This is a genomic window from Pseudoalteromonas sp. P1-13-1a (genome assembly GCF_001401875.1).
GTDB lineage: Bacteria > Pseudomonadota > Gammaproteobacteria > Enterobacterales > Alteromonadaceae > Pseudoalteromonas.
This window is the reverse complement of the sequence record NZ_LKDV01000001.1, coordinates 98,883-114,573: the sequence shown is the minus strand read 5'-3', so window position 1 is coordinate 114,573 and position 15,691 is coordinate 98,883. Positions and strand designations below refer to the sequence as shown.

Genomic DNA, 15,691 nt, shown 5'->3' with positions numbered 1-15,691 from the left:
TGCTTAGGTTGCAATTAATTGAGCTCTCGGTAAAAAAATATGAAAACGATTTTTAATTTGTTAGATGATATCAATATTCAATTCCCTGAAGTTAAAGCAATTAATGAGCATCTATGATGAAGATGAAACCACGTTTAAAATGGAGGCATTTTCTAAAGCCACAACGCAGGCTTTTGCTCTTGGTAATGTGGAGCAGGCCCTGTGTTATTTAAATTACATGGCTGAAAAACCAATAAACGCTAAGGCAAAAGTAATTGAACACATAGACGTATATTACGTAGAAACATTATTTTGGGGCGCAAGCCCCCATACTATTGCGCTTGGGTGGCCCTTCGTTCCGGAAAGTTTACAAACGCTTTATATCAATTTTCATGGTAAAGCGCCGTAAAACTAACACAAGTAAAGCTCACATGTACTCGCTTACGGCTTTAATATTCCAACTCATTTAATAACTCATTGATTTTTTCATTGCCAATACACCCGCCATTAGACCAGCTTGTATCTAGTAGGGTAATTAAACTACCTATACGCTCTGATTTACGCTGTAGCTGCTTTATTAGTGCGTTGGCCTCATGTTGTTTTTGCTTGAGGCGCTCAATAATGGCGTTGTGTTCAAGCTCCTCATTAGGCTTACGCAGGGAGGGGATCTCTTCAAGCGAAAACCCTAAACTTTGTGCAAACTTAATTATTTTGAGCTGCTCGACACTATTTGCCGTGTATTGGCGATAGCCATTGCTGCTACGCACACCAGCTGGAAGCAAACCTATGCTTTCGTAATACCTTATTGTGCTGGCTGCTGTACCACTTTGTTTTGCAAGTTCACCTATTTTCATTGTTGTTTATTAGCCTAAAATGACAGTTGACCTTAAAGCTGACTTTAAGGTTATAGTGACTGTAATGTCAATTTATGGTTTACATTATGTCTGAAAATAAACAACACCCTGTATTTACCCCTTTTACCTTACCAAGTGGTTTAACCCTTAAAAACCGAGTAGTAAAAGCCGCTATGGAAGAAAACCTCGCAGAAGCCGATTTAACACCTTCGCAAGTGCTTAAAAATCTATACAGCGAATGGGCTAAAGGTGGTTGCGGATTAATTATCACCGGCAATGTTATGGTTGACCACCTTGCAATGACAGGACCTGGAGGCCTTGCACTTGAACAGAAAACCGATATTACAGCTTTTGCAGAACTTTCACGTTTAGCACAGCAAAATGACTGTAAAATTGTCATGCAAATAAATCACCCTGGCCGCCAAGTGTTTAAAAAAATGGGCGGTAAAGCGCTTAGTGCTTCTGATATCGCGCTTAATATGGGCAAACACTCGCACTATTTTGCACAGCCAAAAGCGATGGATAAAAGCGAAATTTATGATGTTATCGCCCGATTTACTCATACGGCGCAACAAGCTGAGAAAGCTGGGTTTAATGGTGTGCAAATACATGCTGCACATGGCTATTTACTGGCACAGTTTTTATCTCCTCTGACTAATAAACGTAATGACGAATGGGGCGGTAGCCTTGAAAACCGTGCCCGCTTATTACGCGAAATTACCAAAAGCGTTAAAGCACACTGTAGCGAGCGGTTTTCGGTATCAGTTAAGCTAAACTCTGCTGATTTTCAGCGCGGCGGTTTTGAGCCAAGTGACGCGCAAGCGGTTGTAGATATGCTAAGTGCACTAAAGGTTGATTTTGTAGAGCTTTCGGGCGGCAGCTACGAAGCACCAGCTATGCAAGGCCAAACAGGCGATGAGCGATCACTTGCGCGTGAGGCATACTTTTTAGAGTTTGCTAAAGCAATTAGCGAGCAGTCGAACATACCTATTATGACCACAGGTGGTATTAGCCGATTAGAGGTGGCAAATAAAGTTATTAGCTCAGGCGTTGCGCTCGTTGGTATTGCAACAGCACTGGCATTTCAACCAAACTTAGTTAATAGTTGGCAAACACAGCCAATGCATAACCCACTTATGCCGCGGGTTACTTTTAAAGACAAAACACTCGCTGGGCTTGCCACTATGGCACTGGTAAAAAGGCAGCTTCGTCGCCTTGGCGAAGGTAAACACGTTAAGGCAAATGCCTCGGCTATTTTTACTATAATAAGCGACCAAATACGTGCTGCAAAGCTTACAAAGCGCTACCGAAAACGCTTTGCTAAAGAGCTTAATTAGCTTGCACCTAGTATTTACCCTATCATTACTATGCCACACTTGAGAGCGTTGGTTGGTGGGCGTTTGTATACGCCCAGTTAACGCACTCTTGCGCTAAAATAGCGATGGTATCTAAGCAGGTATCTGGCGATTGATTAGCTTGTTCATCTAGTACTAGCGGTATTTCGGTGCAGCCAAACAATACGCAATCTGCACCTTGGGCAAGCATTAAATCGTAAGCTTTGCTTAATAAGTTACGCCCTGTATTTAAATCCCCCGCTTTTACGGCGGTTATGCCATCCATTATGTCAGCTTGTTGTTGAGGGTTTGGTTCAACAAAATCAATTTTGTGCTGCTTAAACGCATTTTGGTAAATGCCCATATTTAGTGTGGCTGTAGTAGCTAGAATACCCACCTTTTGCTTATTAGTAGCTTTAACCTTTTTAATAACACTTTTTACAATACTAATAGTGTGTACATCGGCATTTTTAGTGAGTGCATCGTACCAATAATGCGCGGTATTACACGGAATAACAATACAACTTACACCTAAGTTTGATAGTTCTTTAAAGCCCTTTTTTAGCTCAAAAAATGGATTTTCATCTTCAATACCCATTAAAAATTTTGTTCGATCAGGAATTTGTGGGATATTCCTTATAAACATAGGTATGTGCTCTTGATCATTTTTAGCAGGAGATAGCGCAATTACCTGGTTCATAAATGAGGCGGTAGCCAAGGGCCCCATTCCGCCTAATACACCAAGAGTTCTGAGCATGATTACGTTCCAGTTATTGAGTCTATAGGCTTAATTTATAATGTTTTATTTACTTTGAATAATGCTATTATTTTACCACCCATGCATAACTTGCATAACTAAGTAGCAGCTATGAATATTGAAAGTAAATGGTTAGAAGATTTTTTAACGCTCTCGCACACAAAAAGCTTTTCGCAAGCGGCAAAGCTCAGGCATGTTACACAGCCTGCATTTAGTCGGCGTATAAAAGCCCTTGAAGATACGCTTGGCGCAGCGTTAATCGATCGAGAAAATCTGCCTATTACCCTTACCCCAAGCGGTAAAATATTTCATATAACAGCGCGTAATTTAATAAACCAAATGAATACCTCGGTTAGCATGCTTGAGGAGTTATCGGTGCAGCAAAATTATTCTGTAAAGGTTGCGGCTGCCCATTCTTTAGCGAGTTTTTTAACCTTAAAACTTGCTAATTTTCAAACGCAAGATGAGCGAGATATAGTACTCAACCTTGAGGCAATAGACGTAGATAAAGCCACTGAAGCGTTAGAGCAAGGTGAATGCGACTTACTTATCGCCTTTGATAACGAACGCCTTAAACTGCCGCCATTTAGTCATCAAAAAATAGGGAATGCTAAGTTATTACCTGTTAGTGCTTGTGACATTCAGGGCAAAGCCCTGTATAACCTAGAAAGCGCTGCGCCTATACCGCATTTAGCCTACAGCCTCGACTCCTACATGGGCCGGCAATTAGAGCCGATTATATCCAGTGCTAAGCTAAAAAAAGTATTTGTTTCATCCATGACGGAGCTATTAAAAATACACGCTGTTGCGGGTAATGGTATTGCTTGGCTGCCCGACTACGTTATATCTAATGAACTTAAAAATAATACGCTTGTAGTTGTAGGGAGTGAGCACCACTGCGTGCCTATAACTTACTACGCGTATAGGTATCATGCGGCTTTGCACCCCGGTGGCGAAAGTGTGTGGAATAAATTAACCGAGCTTAATATAACTTAACTGTAAACCCCCGTTACAGTTAAATAGGCGTTATTAATTTAACGTGCTTAAAGCAATATGAATCTGTATTTTACTTATTTGCCTATTTAATTATGGAGTTTTATTTCCATAATAATTGGGCGTTTTGTCTCTTTTTTAATAGCGTTGGTGAAGCCAAAATAGCGACATCAACACAGAGTATTAACTAGCTAACGAGGCAACTCCCATGAAAGCAATCGGATATCAAAAAAGTTTACCTATCGAAAACGAACTATCACTACAAGACATTGAACTTGAAACGCCAACAGCACACGGCCACGATATTTTAGTTGAAGTTAAAGCGGTATCGGTTAACCCAGTTGATTTTAAAATTCGCCAAGCAATGCCGGCAGCAAATGGCGAGTATAAAGTAATTGGTTGGGATGCAACTGGGATTGTTAAATCGGTTGGCGAAAACGTTTCGTTATTTAAGCCAGGCGACAAAGTATGGTACGCAGGCGATATAACGCGCTCAGGCAGTAACGCGCAGTTTCAATTAGTTGACGAGCGTATTGTTGGCCATATGCCAAGTTCGCTTTCGTATGGCGAAGCGGCTGCATTACCACTTACCAGCATTACTGCATGGGAATTATTGTTTGACCGTTTAAACGTAGCTAAAAACGATGACTCTAAAAGCATTTTAGTTATTGGAGCCGCCGGTGGTGTGGGGTCAATTATGGTGCAGCTGTTAAAGCAGCGTACTAAATTAAATATTATTGCCAGCGCCTCTCGCCCCGAAACAATATCGTGGTTAGAAGATTTAGGTGCCAATATGATTGTTAATCACCGCAATCCATTAAGTGAAGAATTTGCAGCCAAAAACTTAAGCGAAGTGGATTACGTAGTAAGCTTAAACAATACAGAGCAACACTTGCCTGAAATAGAGAAAATAGTAAAACCACAAGGTCAATTTGCACTTATTGATGACCCTGAAACACTTGATATTGTGCCTTTTAAAAACAAAAGCGTGTCGGTACATTGGGAGCTTATGTTTACTCGCTCGTTATTTAAAACCGACGATATGCAAGAGCAACACATTATTTTAAATAACGTAGCCACTATGATTGACCAAGGGCAAATTAAAACCACCGTAGGTGAACACTTAGGTAAAATTAACGCAGCCAATTTACGCAAAGCGCATCAGCACCTTGAATCGCAAACCGCTAAAGGTAAAGTGGTGTTAGAAGGCTTTTAAGGCCTTTAGCTAATAAAGTTTTTTTGAGTATACAGGCCCCTAACAGGGCTTTTTTGTGGCTGTTATACCAATCCGCATAATTAAGTGATCTATTTTGAGGATGGCTAAACGTGTTGATAGCAAGGCAAAAAAATCGCTGTTTAGTTGTTCTAAATGAGAATTTTTTAACGCAGATAGCGACACGTTTAGCCCCTGAAAATGATTAAGTATTAATGCGGATTGGTATTAATTATAAAGCTGTTTGTAATTAGGAATATGATTAACCCAAAATGCTGGGCTGCCAATATACTCTTGTACCGTTTTTATAAATTCGCTTACCAGTGGCGTTTGCTTACGGTGCGGGTAAAGCGCATAAATACCAGTGCCCGATGCGCTAAGCTTATAATTCGTTAAAAGTGGCACTAACCCCATTTCGTCTATGGGTTTTTCTAGGTTAAATAAATCAAGCATCACATACCCTAAGCCCGCTTTAGTGGCATCAAGCATAGCGCGTACGTCACTTACTTTATAATTGCCCTTCATTTTATGGGTTTTGAATTCATCACCATGAGGTTGTGTGCTTAATTTAACTTGATCTAGGCTTACATCGCCATTGCCATAAACTATTGCAGGTAAAGCTAAAAGCTCCTCAGGTGTATTTGGCATACCATGGCGCGCTATAAAATCGTGCGAGGCAACCAAGGCAAAATGCATATCAGATATTTTTTTTGCCGTTAGGTTTGAGTCGTCAAGTTTGCCAATTCTAAACGCTAAATCGTAATGGTCGCTAATAATATCGTTGCGCTTATCATCAAGCATTAGGGTAATTTTTACCTCTGGGTACTTTTGCATAAATATATTAATAACAGGCTGAATATATTGCTGCCCAAAAAACATGCCCGAGGTTATGCGTAAAATGCCTTTAGGTTTGGCTTGGTAGGAGTCGGCAATATTGTGAATATCATTAAGGGTATCTATAATAATGTGCGCTTGTTGGAGTATTTCATCCCCTGCCGAGGTAAGCGAAAACGAGCGCGTAGACCGGTTAAGTAATTGCACACCTAAGCTACTTTCAAGCTTTTTAATTTGTTTAGAAAGTGACGAATTATCCATATCGTTTAAGGCGGCAGCTTTAGCAAATGAGCCTTGTTGCACTACATCTACAAATAACGCTAATTGATTGGTGATCGACATGTCATTCTCCTAAATCCCAATAAGGCACATCGCCATAATAGTCACTAGTAAAGTCAACAAATGCGCGCACTTTACTAGGCAAAAACTGCCTGTTTGCGTACACCATATAAAGCCCCATAGGCTCAGGCTCAAACTTTTGTAAAATACGCACAACTTTACCCTGCGCGAGTGCCTCACCAGCTATAAAGGTAGGTTGCATAGCAATGCCGCCGCCTGCAATGGCTGTATTTAGTATTAAATCACCGTTGTTAGCCACTAAGTTACTTTCAAGTTTAAACTCGCTTTTAAGTTCATTAACCCCTGTAAGCCTTTTAGCAGGCTCTGCGTTGGCGTAGCGTAAATAATTATGTTGTTGAAGCTCTTGCAGTGTAGTGGGTGTACCGTGCTGCTTTAAATACGCAGGCGATGCAAATACCGCTAAGCGTATAGGCGCTATTTTTTTAGCAATAAGGGATGAGTTTTTTAACACCCCAATACGCAGCGCTATATCAATGCCTTGCTCAACTATATCTATAAATTGGTCAGTGAGTTTTAAATCTAACTTTAAATTTGGATATTGCTTTTGAAACTCAACCAGCAGTGGTGCTAAATGCTTAACCCCAAACGACATAGGCGCACTAATACTCAGTACACCCGATACGTTTTCGCTTAAGTTATTAAGCGAGTTTTCCATATCGTCTATATCGCCAAGTACTTGTAGGCAGCGAGTGAAATAGTGATCCCCCGCCTCGGTGGTGCTTACTTTTCGTGTGGTGCGGTGCAATAAACGGGTAGACAGCCCCTCTTCCAGTGCTGATACATATTTACTCACCAATTGCGGCGATATATCGAGTTTATCGGCGGCTTTAGAAAATGAACCCTCTTGCACTACGCTCACAAAAGTTTTCATGGTGGTTAGCTTGTCCATAATTAACAATACGTTGTTTGTAATTTATAAATAAATAGCATATTTATCACCAAATTAAAAAGCAATAAAGTGGCCATATTAAAATAGACTAATTAGGTAATAGCATGGTTCAGCCCACTTTATTTATTTCACATGGCTCGCCAATAATGGCAATTAAGCAATCTCCCACTTCTGATTTTTTAACATCGCTTAGTAAAACGCTTAAAACACCGAGCGCTATTATTATTTTTTCGGCCCATTTTGATGTTGCTAACAATGACGCAAGCAACAACATAGTGATTACTGCAGGCAAAGCGCCCAAAACCATTCACGACTTTTATAATTTCCCTGCCCATATGTATAACATTAAATATCCCGCACCGGGCGAGCCTTCACTTGCTAACGATATTGCAGCGCGCTTTAAAGACAAAGGTATTGAGGCCGAGCTTAATGCAACCCAAGGTTGGGATCATGGCGTATGGATACCTCTGCGCTTAATGTACCCACAGGCTAATATTCCTATCGTGCAGGTGTCTATAAATACGCGTTTAGGCGCAAAGGCCATGTACGAATTCGGTCAGTTACTTGCTCCACTTCGCGAGCAAAATATATTAATTATTGGCTCCGGCGGGATTAGCCATAATCTACCCGAAATATTTAAAAAGCCACCTACCCCCAATCGTGTGCAAATGGTTAATGAGTTTACTCAATGGGTTGAACAAACGCTTTTAGCGCAAGACACTGCCGCCCTGTTAGATTATTTAACCCAAGCACCGCATGTGTTATTTAACCACCCTACTCAAGAACACTTTTTACCATTATTTGCGGCAATGGGTGCAGGCGGCACGCAGGTTGAAAAACTCTTTAGTGATACCGAAATGGATATTTTAGCGCTCGATGCGTATAAGTTTTATTAATTTTAATTAGTACAGTGCAAGCACCTAGTCGTTTATTTAATCAAAGTGTAATGGGGGTTTACAAGAGTGGTTAATTTAGAGTAACTAAACGAAGGTATAAAGCTAGGGGGGGCTCTTAAGAAACTAGGACTTTGATTTTATATTTTTAAATTACAATTTGTTTAGTTATCAAAAGAGTCATTTAGTAACTTTTTTTCCTCACTTATGTTTTCTAATTGTTTAAGCGTAATTCCTTCCATTATAGGAGCTATAGCTGCATTGACATCTTTATACCAAGGTTTATCATTATGGGACATATTTAGATCGAATGTAAAATTAGCCATAAGGTAGTGTTTTTTATCTAATAACGTTGCAAAAACGTATTTTTTCTTTGTTTCATTAGAACGAAGCTCAGTATATTTTATCCACTCAATATTATTAAATTTATATTCATTAAATTGAGATATTTCAGGGAAGCCGGCATTAAACATATGAGACTCTATTTGCTCCTGCTTTTCTTCATCTGAAAATGGTGTGGCGCGACGAGCAGAATGAGCTTCTATTTCATTAACTAGTTCAGTGTTATGTCCTTTAAAATATTTTCCTATTGAGGGTGAATTATAATAGTCGTTATATTCTTTCAGAATGGCAAGACCAAGTTCTTCACTACTAGCAACGGGAGATAATAGCTTTCCAAGGGTAATATTTAGACGCAAGTTTCCTAACTCACCTGTCATTGGAGTACGAAATAGAGGCCAGTAAAACCAATAAGACTCGTGAATTGGAATATATTTCGAGTGACGAATTTGACTATGATGATTCTCAAACCAGTTTGGTTCTGTATAAGGATAATTTATAATTTTTGTTCTAGGTGGTTTTAATGGGTTACAAACTGGAAGTGCAACTGTTAATTTAAACTCACCGTCAAGGTAATAATAATCTTCCTGAATATTTTTAAAATCAGGGCCTCCGCGGTAGTTCCTGAGTATTTTTTTCAATAGCATCTAAATATCCTTCTCAATACAACCGCTTTATGTATTTTTTTCTATATAGTTTAGTACATCTTGTGCTCTACGATGATTGCCAGCTAAGCGTAGTTGAGTGTGGTAAGACTCGAGCCCCAGATATGGTAACGTATGGGGACTAGTTAATTCTGTACCTAAAAAGTTAACCCCATAAACTTTAAGCTACGTACCAAACTGCTTGGGGATAAATTATTTTGTCCTGCCAGGTTAGGTACTAAGTCAAACGGGTTACTATTAGCTTGATGCACTAACATACCTAACCTCGCAGCTGCGGATTTTAATCGTGGAAGGTACGCTCCAGGAGAGTGAACGGCTACTTGTTGGGAAGTTAGTTTAAAAGTGTGGGTTTTAGCATATTCTTCAAGTGCCGCAGTAAAGATAATAGCACCTTGACTGTGCACGACCCATTTTATTTTTTTCCCCTGTTGCTGAGATTGAAAAAAAATAGCCGCTAAATGTTGTGCATTTTGTGATTTAGTCCCTTTACGTTTATCAAATATGCACTCAACAACGTCATAGAGCATGCGATCCGTTGGGTTGTGAAATAAAGTGTATGTATCAAAACTATCCTTAGGGTAAGCTACATCTAAATGAGCACCCATTAACCAAGTAGCTTTATTTAGACTATTCTGCATTCCATTAACTGCGGCATGCTGATTAGATACTTGAGTGGCGCCAGAACCAGATAATCCCCATGAATCTTTACTTTGCTGTAACTCATCACTATCCCAAGCCCCATTAAAGCGTCCACCTTGACGTTTGACGTTATACAGCATGTTACGCTCTAGACTTTCTCTTGGCTTTGGTCCAGTGGCATTAGTATCGAAGTATATATCGTGAATCACAACTTGATTATCTGCAGTGATTTTAAAGTCAATTAAATAGTGATAAGACTTGAACTGATTTTTAGAGCGAAATAAGCGTTTAAATGGGAGAGTGCTGTGTTTAACTGAACTACAACTATTGGGGTTATTGCAAACAAAAGTAATTTCTTCGATAACTTTTTGTTGATCAAATCGATTTAAACTGCCAAGCATAGCTAAAGCTTGTTTCGTTATTAAAATCCGAGTACTTTTTAGTTCTACTGGGTTATAAATCAAGTTATAAGATTGAGCTACACTTTCATCTAAGGCTACATATTCAAAAGCCTATGCTTTCCCTGAGTGCTTCCAAGTCATAATGTTCATCCTTTTACATTTTATAGGAACAAATAATATCTATTCGTAAACATTTCGTCTAGTGTATTTTTAAATCAAATTATAATACTGAAAAATAGTATCCTGTGGTTTTTAACTAGCTAAGCTCCACTCTTTTTTACTCAGCTATCAAAGTAATCAACAACAAAGATAGCCCCTTTTTACCAATATGATAATTAACACTTTAGCGCTTAAAGCAAATAAGCTTTATTAATTTGAGCAATCGTTCAAAGTAAGTTAAGCTCAGAGCGACTAACCTACAAGTAATTTAAATTTATTGGGAGTAAACATGGCAACCACACTCGCATTTGACGTATACGGCACGCTTATAAATACCCATGGCGTACTGACCTTACTTGAAGATATGATTGGCGATAACGCGCAAAACTTTTCAAATACATGGCGCGAAAAACAGTTGGAATACTCCTTTAGGCGCGGATTAATGCAAAACTATATACCGTTTTCGTTATGTACTAAACATGCTCTCGATTACGCCTGTTTAACGCATAAAACGCAGCTTAGTAATGATCAAAAGCAGCAACTGCTTGAGCAGTATAAAATTTTACCCGCCTTTGACGATGTGAAAAAAGGCCTTGAGCAACTTAAAGCACAAAACTACCGATTGTTTGCGTTTTCTAATGGCGCTGCTGATGCGGTAAATAAATTGCTCGAAACCGCTGGTATTAGTGAGTTTTTTGAAGGTGTTGTAAGTGCCGACGATATGAAAACATTTAAGCCAAACCCAGGTGTTTACAGCCATTTTTTACGCGAAACTAACTCAACGGGTGCAAATACGTGGCTTATTTCGAGTAATCCGTTTGATATAACCGGCGCTATTTCGCATGGTATGCGCGGTGCGTGGATAAAGCGCTCTGAAGATTCTATTTTTGATCCGTGGGAAATTCAGCCTAATACGGTTGCCACTGATTTAGTGGATTTGAAAAACAAGCTTGAAGATATCAATTAAGCTGCATTTTTACTTTTATATCCCTCTTTAATACTTTAGGTTTAACCGAGTTGTAAAGGGGGTTTACTTTTTATCGTGGTATTGCCACTTTACAGAACGTTAGCTTTTAGCTCTCTTCTCCCCATTTTTTCAATTCTCAACTTTAGTATTTCACCCACCGCACTTATTTTACAAACCGCCATTATTTAACACGCGCCTTTGCACCTTCCCATAGCTCATTTTACATACTCTTTTAGTTTCAAATGTAATTCCTTATAACTAATCAATCACTTATAAATGCGAAAATAAAGCTATATCTAACCCTTAATCATTATTGTAAATGCAAATTGTTACTATTAAGATCCTCAGCCCCAATATAAGTACAACCAAGGAGCGAATATGTCACAATTACAATCGGCGCAGCTCAGTCCTGTCGAAAATCAAGCAATATTTGAGCAAAACGGGTTACCTCCTCAATTTAATCTCGATCAATTTATTAACTACCAAATAGCGTCTTTGCAGGGGCTTTCGGCTGTACAACAAGCTATGGCTAAAGCGCAAAAGCCGTTTTCTGGCGTGGCGGTTAATACGCTTGCCGCGACTGTAAATGATGTAGATTTAGCCAAACCTCTCGCTGATTTCCCTGCGGTATTAAACGAGCTTAAAAGCGTGTATTTAGATCACGCTGTGTATTTTCATCATCCGCGTTACATGGCGCATTTAAATTGCCCTGTTACGTACCCTGCGGTTGTGGCTGAGCACATCATAGGCGCAATCAACACTTCAGTAGACACCTGGGATCAAAGTGCTGGCGCGACCCTTATCGAACAAAAATTAATTGATTGGAGCTGTGAAAAAGCAAAGCTACCGAGTACTGCCGATGGCGTTTTTACAAGTGGTGGTACGCAATCGAATTTAATGGCCATGCTAGTTGCACGAGAAGTTGCCGTGAGCCGCTATGCCCCTGATCACCAGGTAAAACTGCAAGGTTTGCCAAACGTGGCCTCGCGTTTTCGTATTTATTGCTCAGAGGTGGCGCATTTTAGTATTCAAAAGGCTGCGGCGTTATTGGGCTTAGGTTATAACGCGGTAGTCCCTGTGGCTACAAACAGCAAAATGCAAATGGATATGGACGCGCTTAACCATGCAATTGCAGATTCTAAAGCAAAGGGCGATTTACCTATCGCTGTGGTAATTACCGCAGGTACAACCGATTTTGGCTCAATTGACCCAATTGAAGACATAGCAAAACTTGCTAAAGAGGAGCAGCTTTGGTGCCATGTAGATGGCGCATACGGCGGCGGATTATTGGTCAGTGAGCACCATCGCAGTGCCTTAAACGGTATAGAGCTCGTAGATTCAATTACTATTGATTACCATAAATCGTTTATGCAACCGGTTAGCTGCAGTGCTTTTTTATTAAGTGACAAACGCCACTTTAGCCATATCACCCTTTACGCCGACTATCTTAACCCGCTTGCTGAGGCCGGCAATGGCACGCCAAATTTAGTTGATAAAAGCTTACAAACCACACGCCGTTTTGATGCCTTAAAGCTTTGGCTAACGCTGCGCACTATGGGCGAAGCGCCACTTGGGCGAGCGTTTGATAAAGTAATTGGCCTTGCTCGTCAAACCCACATTGTACTTAACGACCACCCTGATTTTGAAGTTATAAATTACCCAGAGCTTAGCGCACTGGTATTTCGGTTTGCACCAGAGGCGCTAAAACAAAATCCCGATTTACTCGACTCCCTAAACCTGCACGTGCGCCAAACATTTTTAAACACCGGCGACGCAATGATTGCACGCACCAAAATTAACGGCCGTCATTATCTTAAATTTACGTTACTTAATGCCCAGTGCCAATTGAGCGATGTGCGCGCTGTGCTTGAGCAAATTAGCGCTATTGCGTGGCAAACGTATAAGGAGCAAAAATAATGAGCAACCAACCTTATGATTTTATAGCCATTGGTCTTGGCCCGTTTAATTTATCGTTAGCGTGTTTAAGTGAGCCACTAGAGGGCGTTAAAAGCTTATTTTTAGAGCAGCGTAGCCAATTTGATTGGCACCCCGGCATGATGCTAGAAGGTGTTACTTTGCAAACGCCATTTATGTCTGACTTGGTGACTCTTGCAGACCCTACCAGCAAGTACAGTTTTTTAAATTATGCCAAGCTTAATAACCGCTTATACCCATTTTATATTCGTGAGAGCTTTTTTTTACTGCGTAAAGAATACAACCTCTATTGCCAGTGGGTGTGCTCGCAGCTGAGTAACGTAAGCTTTGAGCAAAGTGTAACCAAGGTTGAATTTTGCCAGCAAAGTGAGTGCTATACCGTTACCTGTAACACCCCAAATGGGGAGCAACACTATGTTACGCGCCACTTAGTGCTTGGCACCGGCCCTGCCCCGTACATTCCTGATTGCGCAGTGCAAAGTAATTCAAATAACGTACTGCACAGTAGCGACTTTTGCCACCGCCTAGATGAGCTAAAAGCTGCTAAACGCGTTACGGTTGTGGGTGCTGGGCAAAGTGCTGCCGAAATTTATCACACCTTATTACAGCAAGCCGTGCCAAACGGTTTACAACTAGATTGGATTGCGCGATCGCCGCGTTATTTCCCGCTGGAGTACACCAAACTCACTCTTGAGATGACTTCACCTGAGTATGTAGATTACTTTTATAATTTAAAGACCGAGCAACGAGATTGGCTTAATCAAAATCAAAAAAACTTATTTAAAGGCATTAATAGCGATTTAATTAATGACATTTTTGACACCCTTTACGCGCAAAGCTTAGATGGGCCAATTTCTACTACGTTTAAAACTAACAGCAAGCTTACGAATACACGTAAAAGTGCTGGGCGCTTAGTGACTGAGTTTTACCATCAAGAGCTAAATGAAGCCTTTAAAATAAAAACCGATTATTTAATTTGTGCCACGGGCTTTAAATACAAGCGCCCCGCTTTTTTAAACCCCATTGCGCAGCAGCTACCAGAAGACGATCAAGGCCGTTATATAGTAAGCCGTGAATACGCAATAGATACCGACCAAAAGCGTATATTTGTGCAAAATGCAGAGCAGCACACCCATGGTTTTGTAACCCCCGATTTAGGCATGGCGTGTTATCGAAATAGTATAATTTTGCGCGAAATACTCGGTTATGCGCCGTATCAGGTTGAGCAAAAAATTGCATTTCAGTGTTTTGATTTAAGCGATGTAGAAACCCATTCACAGCAAAAGAGTAACGCCGCATGAGTTTACGTTTAGCGCTTATTTTGCTTACGGTTATTTCGGTGGTGTGCGACACCTTATTACTGCCGTTTTATCCGCAATTTTTTGCCAGCGAATTTTCTGTAAGTAACCCCACACTTATTGGGGTGTTTGTAGCTAACTGTTGTATTACGGTTATGTTGGCATTACCGCTGTGGGCAAAGGTTGTCAAAAAATACCACGAGCTGGCTCTTTGGCTTGTAACCCAAGTGATTGCCGCATGCTTTGGTTTGCTTTGTTATTTTGCAACTAACGTGTGGGAATTTTGGTTTTATTACCAGTTTATGTTGGTGCTTAAAGCCAGCTACTTGCTTATCTACCCGTTTGCACTGCGTTTAGAGCAGCAAAGTAAGCACCTTTCTATTATTGGGTTGTTTTCGGTACTTATGCACTTTGGTGCTATTGGCGGCGCGTTAGTGGGCGGTTACTTTTTTAGTTTAAACGAACCGCGTTATGCATTGTTATTAAGTGCGGCGGGCGATGTAATACAAGTGCTGCTGTGCGCCTATTTAATGCTGAGCTTAAAGCTAGGTATTTATCAGCAAGCGATTGAAAGCGAAAAACCACGTACTCGCACACCTTATTTTATATGGCAATTTTGTTTTATAAGCGTGGTTGTTTACTTTAGCGCCTTTTTAATTAGGCCATTTTTTACGACCCATTGGCAAGGAATGAGTGCGCAAAGCAGTGCATTTCAAAGTGCGCTTGTGTACGCCATTCCTGCTTTTGCAGCGCTACTAATGCTTTTGTTTAACCACTTTAGGCAGCATTTACCTCTTCCTACGCTTAGCCGCACCAGTACATTTTCGTGCGCGCTTATTTTTGGCGCTATTGGGCTTTATTTACAGGCGCAAGAGTCGGTGTGGTTAGTCGTCAGCTCGCGCATTCTATACGGTATAGCGCTGTTTCAAGTAATGGTTTTATTAGAGGTTATGTTATTTGCTAAAAGTGAGCCTGCTCACTACGGCAGTGATTTTGCCAAAGTGCATGTTGCGCAAAATATTGGCGTTATTTTAGCGTCGTTATTGGTGGGTATGAGTGTGGAATATTTTAATACCACCGTGCCTTTTTACTTTGCTGCCATTGGCTTTGCAAGCCTTGGCGCTATTTTGCTCTGGCGCGTTAAATTTGTTAGCCAAGCCGCACACACAGCCACTTAATAAT

General features: G+C 40.4%; 15 protein-coding genes. 9 read left to right on the top strand and 6 right to left on the bottom strand.

Going from position 1 to position 15,691, the window contains the following annotated elements; genetic code table 11:
- The first annotated feature begins 103 nt into the window (after positions 1-103).
- Positions 104-388, top strand: coding sequence for a hypothetical protein (locus AN391_RS00585; RefSeq protein WP_082422646.1), 285 nt, complete (start codon positions 104-106; stop codon positions 386-388).
- Positions 389-428: 40 nt separating this feature from the next.
- On the opposite strand, the gene AN391_RS00580 is transcribed toward AN391_RS00585, so the two are convergent.
- A complete protein-coding gene (locus AN391_RS00580; RefSeq protein WP_055013578.1) occupies positions 429-833 on the bottom strand; it encodes a MerR family transcriptional regulator in 405 nt (134 codons plus the stop codon).
- An 86-nt stretch (positions 834-919) separates the two neighbouring features.
- Between AN391_RS00580 and AN391_RS00575 the strand changes: the two genes are divergently transcribed.
- The gene (locus AN391_RS00575) at positions 920-2,170 is read left to right on the top strand and encodes an NADH:flavin oxidoreductase/NADH oxidase family protein (protein WP_055013847.1); all 1,251 of its coding nucleotides are present in this window, start codon (positions 920-922) and stop codon (positions 2,168-2,170) included.
- Between the two features lie 28 nt (positions 2,171-2,198).
- On the opposite strand, the gene AN391_RS00570 is transcribed toward AN391_RS00575, so the two are convergent.
- Positions 2,199-2,924, bottom strand: coding sequence for an aspartate/glutamate racemase family protein (locus AN391_RS00570; RefSeq protein WP_055013577.1), 726 nt, complete (start codon positions 2,922-2,924; stop codon positions 2,199-2,201).
- Positions 2,925-3,035: 111 nt separating this feature from the next.
- Here AN391_RS00570 and AN391_RS00565 point away from each other — a divergent pair, with 111 nt between their 5' ends.
- Together AN391_RS00565 and AN391_RS00560 are read left to right on the top strand one after the other, a co-directional pair.
- The gene (locus tag AN391_RS00565) at positions 3,036-3,920 is read left to right on the top strand and encodes a LysR family transcriptional regulator (RefSeq protein ID WP_055013576.1); all 885 of its coding nucleotides are present in this window, start codon (positions 3,036-3,038) and stop codon (positions 3,918-3,920) included.
- 205 nt (positions 3,921-4,125) lie between these two features.
- Complete coding sequence (locus tag AN391_RS00560; RefSeq protein WP_055013575.1) at positions 4,126-5,133, top strand: zinc-binding alcohol dehydrogenase family protein; 1,008 nt, start codon at positions 4,126-4,128, stop codon at positions 5,131-5,133.
- 225 nt (positions 5,134-5,358) lie between these two features.
- Here the strand turns inward: AN391_RS00560 and AN391_RS00555 are convergent, their stop codons facing one another.
- Positions 5,359-6,306, bottom strand: coding sequence for a LysR family transcriptional regulator (locus AN391_RS00555; protein WP_055013574.1), 948 nt, complete (start codon positions 6,304-6,306; stop codon positions 5,359-5,361).
- Between the two features lies 1 nt (position 6,307).
- Entirely contained in the window at positions 6,308-7,213 is a 906-nt protein-coding gene (locus AN391_RS00550; protein WP_055013573.1) for a LysR family transcriptional regulator, read from the bottom strand.
- A gap of 104 nt (positions 7,214-7,317) precedes the next feature.
- Here AN391_RS00550 and AN391_RS00545 point away from each other — a divergent pair, with 104 nt between their 5' ends.
- Positions 7,318-8,109, top strand: a complete 792-nt coding sequence (locus AN391_RS00545; RefSeq protein WP_055013572.1) for a class III extradiol ring-cleavage dioxygenase — start codon at positions 7,318-7,320, stop codon at positions 8,107-8,109.
- A 161-nt stretch (positions 8,110-8,270) separates the two neighbouring features.
- Here the strand turns inward: AN391_RS00545 and AN391_RS00540 are convergent, their stop codons facing one another.
- Together AN391_RS00540 and AN391_RS00535 are read right to left on the bottom strand one after the other, a co-directional pair.
- The gene (locus AN391_RS00540; RefSeq protein ID WP_055013571.1) at positions 8,271-9,092 is read right to left on the bottom strand and encodes a hypothetical protein; all 822 of its coding nucleotides are present in this window, start codon (positions 9,090-9,092) and stop codon (positions 8,271-8,273) included.
- Between the two features lie 155 nt (positions 9,093-9,247).
- Complete coding sequence (locus AN391_RS00535; RefSeq protein ID WP_235576460.1) at positions 9,248-10,213, bottom strand: hypothetical protein; 966 nt, start codon at positions 10,211-10,213, stop codon at positions 9,248-9,250.
- Positions 10,214-10,598: 385 nt separating this feature from the next.
- Between AN391_RS00535 and AN391_RS00530 the strand changes: the two genes are divergently transcribed.
- The 4 genes from AN391_RS00530 to AN391_RS00515 all read left to right on the top strand — a co-directional run bounded on the left by AN391_RS00530 (position 10,599) and on the right by AN391_RS00515 (position 15,687).
- Positions 10,599-11,276 (top strand): haloacid dehalogenase type II, encoded by a 678-nt coding sequence (locus AN391_RS00530; RefSeq protein ID WP_055013570.1) that lies wholly within the window; start codon positions 10,599-10,601, stop codon positions 11,274-11,276.
- Between the two features lie 378 nt (positions 11,277-11,654).
- Positions 11,655-13,193, top strand: coding sequence for an aspartate aminotransferase family protein (locus AN391_RS00525; RefSeq protein WP_055013569.1), 1,539 nt, complete (start codon positions 11,655-11,657; stop codon positions 13,191-13,193).
- Entirely contained in the window at positions 13,193-14,512 is a 1,320-nt protein-coding gene (locus tag AN391_RS00520) for a lysine N(6)-hydroxylase/L-ornithine N(5)-oxygenase family protein (protein ID WP_055013568.1), read from the top strand. Before AN391_RS00525 ends, AN391_RS00520 begins: the two co-directional genes overlap by 1 nt.
- Complete coding sequence (locus tag AN391_RS00515; protein ID WP_055013567.1) at positions 14,509-15,687, top strand: MFS transporter; 1,179 nt, start codon at positions 14,509-14,511, stop codon at positions 15,685-15,687. The genes AN391_RS00520 and AN391_RS00515 overlap by 4 nt, the downstream gene beginning before the upstream one ends.
- Positions 15,688-15,691: the final 4 nt, after the last annotated feature.

Bases quoted from the DNA above. Each gene is read 5' to 3' on its own strand.
- AN391_RS00575 (WP_055013847.1), top strand. From the start codon at position 920: ATGTCTGAAAATAAACAACACCCTGTATTTACCCCTTTTACCTTACCA.
- AN391_RS00550 (WP_055013573.1), bottom strand. From the start codon at position 7,213: ATGGACAAGCTAACCACCATGAAAACTTTTGTGAGCGTAGTGCAAGAG.
- AN391_RS00545 (WP_055013572.1), top strand. From the start codon at position 7,318: ATGGTTCAGCCCACTTTATTTATTTCACATGGCTCGCCAATAATGGCA.
- AN391_RS00555 (WP_055013574.1), bottom strand. From the start codon at position 6,306: ATGTCGATCACCAATCAATTAGCGTTATTTGTAGATGTAGTGCAACAA.
- AN391_RS00515 (WP_055013567.1), top strand. From the start codon at position 14,509: ATGAGTTTACGTTTAGCGCTTATTTTGCTTACGGTTATTTCGGTGGTG.
- AN391_RS00580 (WP_055013578.1), bottom strand. From the start codon at position 833: ATGAAAATAGGTGAACTTGCAAAACAAAGTGGTACAGCAGCCAGCACA.
- AN391_RS00530 (WP_055013570.1), top strand. From the start codon at position 10,599: ATGGCAACCACACTCGCATTTGACGTATACGGCACGCTTATAAATACC.
- AN391_RS00525 (WP_055013569.1), top strand. From the start codon at position 11,655: ATGTCACAATTACAATCGGCGCAGCTCAGTCCTGTCGAAAATCAAGCA.
- AN391_RS00560 (WP_055013575.1), top strand. From the start codon at position 4,126: ATGAAAGCAATCGGATATCAAAAAAGTTTACCTATCGAAAACGAACTA.
- AN391_RS00570 (WP_055013577.1), bottom strand. From the start codon at position 2,924: ATGCTCAGAACTCTTGGTGTATTAGGCGGAATGGGGCCCTTGGCTACC.
- AN391_RS00565 (WP_055013576.1), top strand. From the start codon at position 3,036: ATGAATATTGAAAGTAAATGGTTAGAAGATTTTTTAACGCTCTCGCAC.
- AN391_RS00540 (WP_055013571.1), bottom strand. From the start codon at position 9,092: ATGCTATTGAAAAAAATACTCAGGAACTACCGCGGAGGCCCTGATTTT.
- AN391_RS00520 (WP_055013568.1), top strand. From the start codon at position 13,193: ATGAGCAACCAACCTTATGATTTTATAGCCATTGGTCTTGGCCCGTTT.
- AN391_RS00585 (WP_082422646.1), top strand. From the start codon at position 104: ATGAGCATCTATGATGAAGATGAAACCACGTTTAAAATGGAGGCATTT.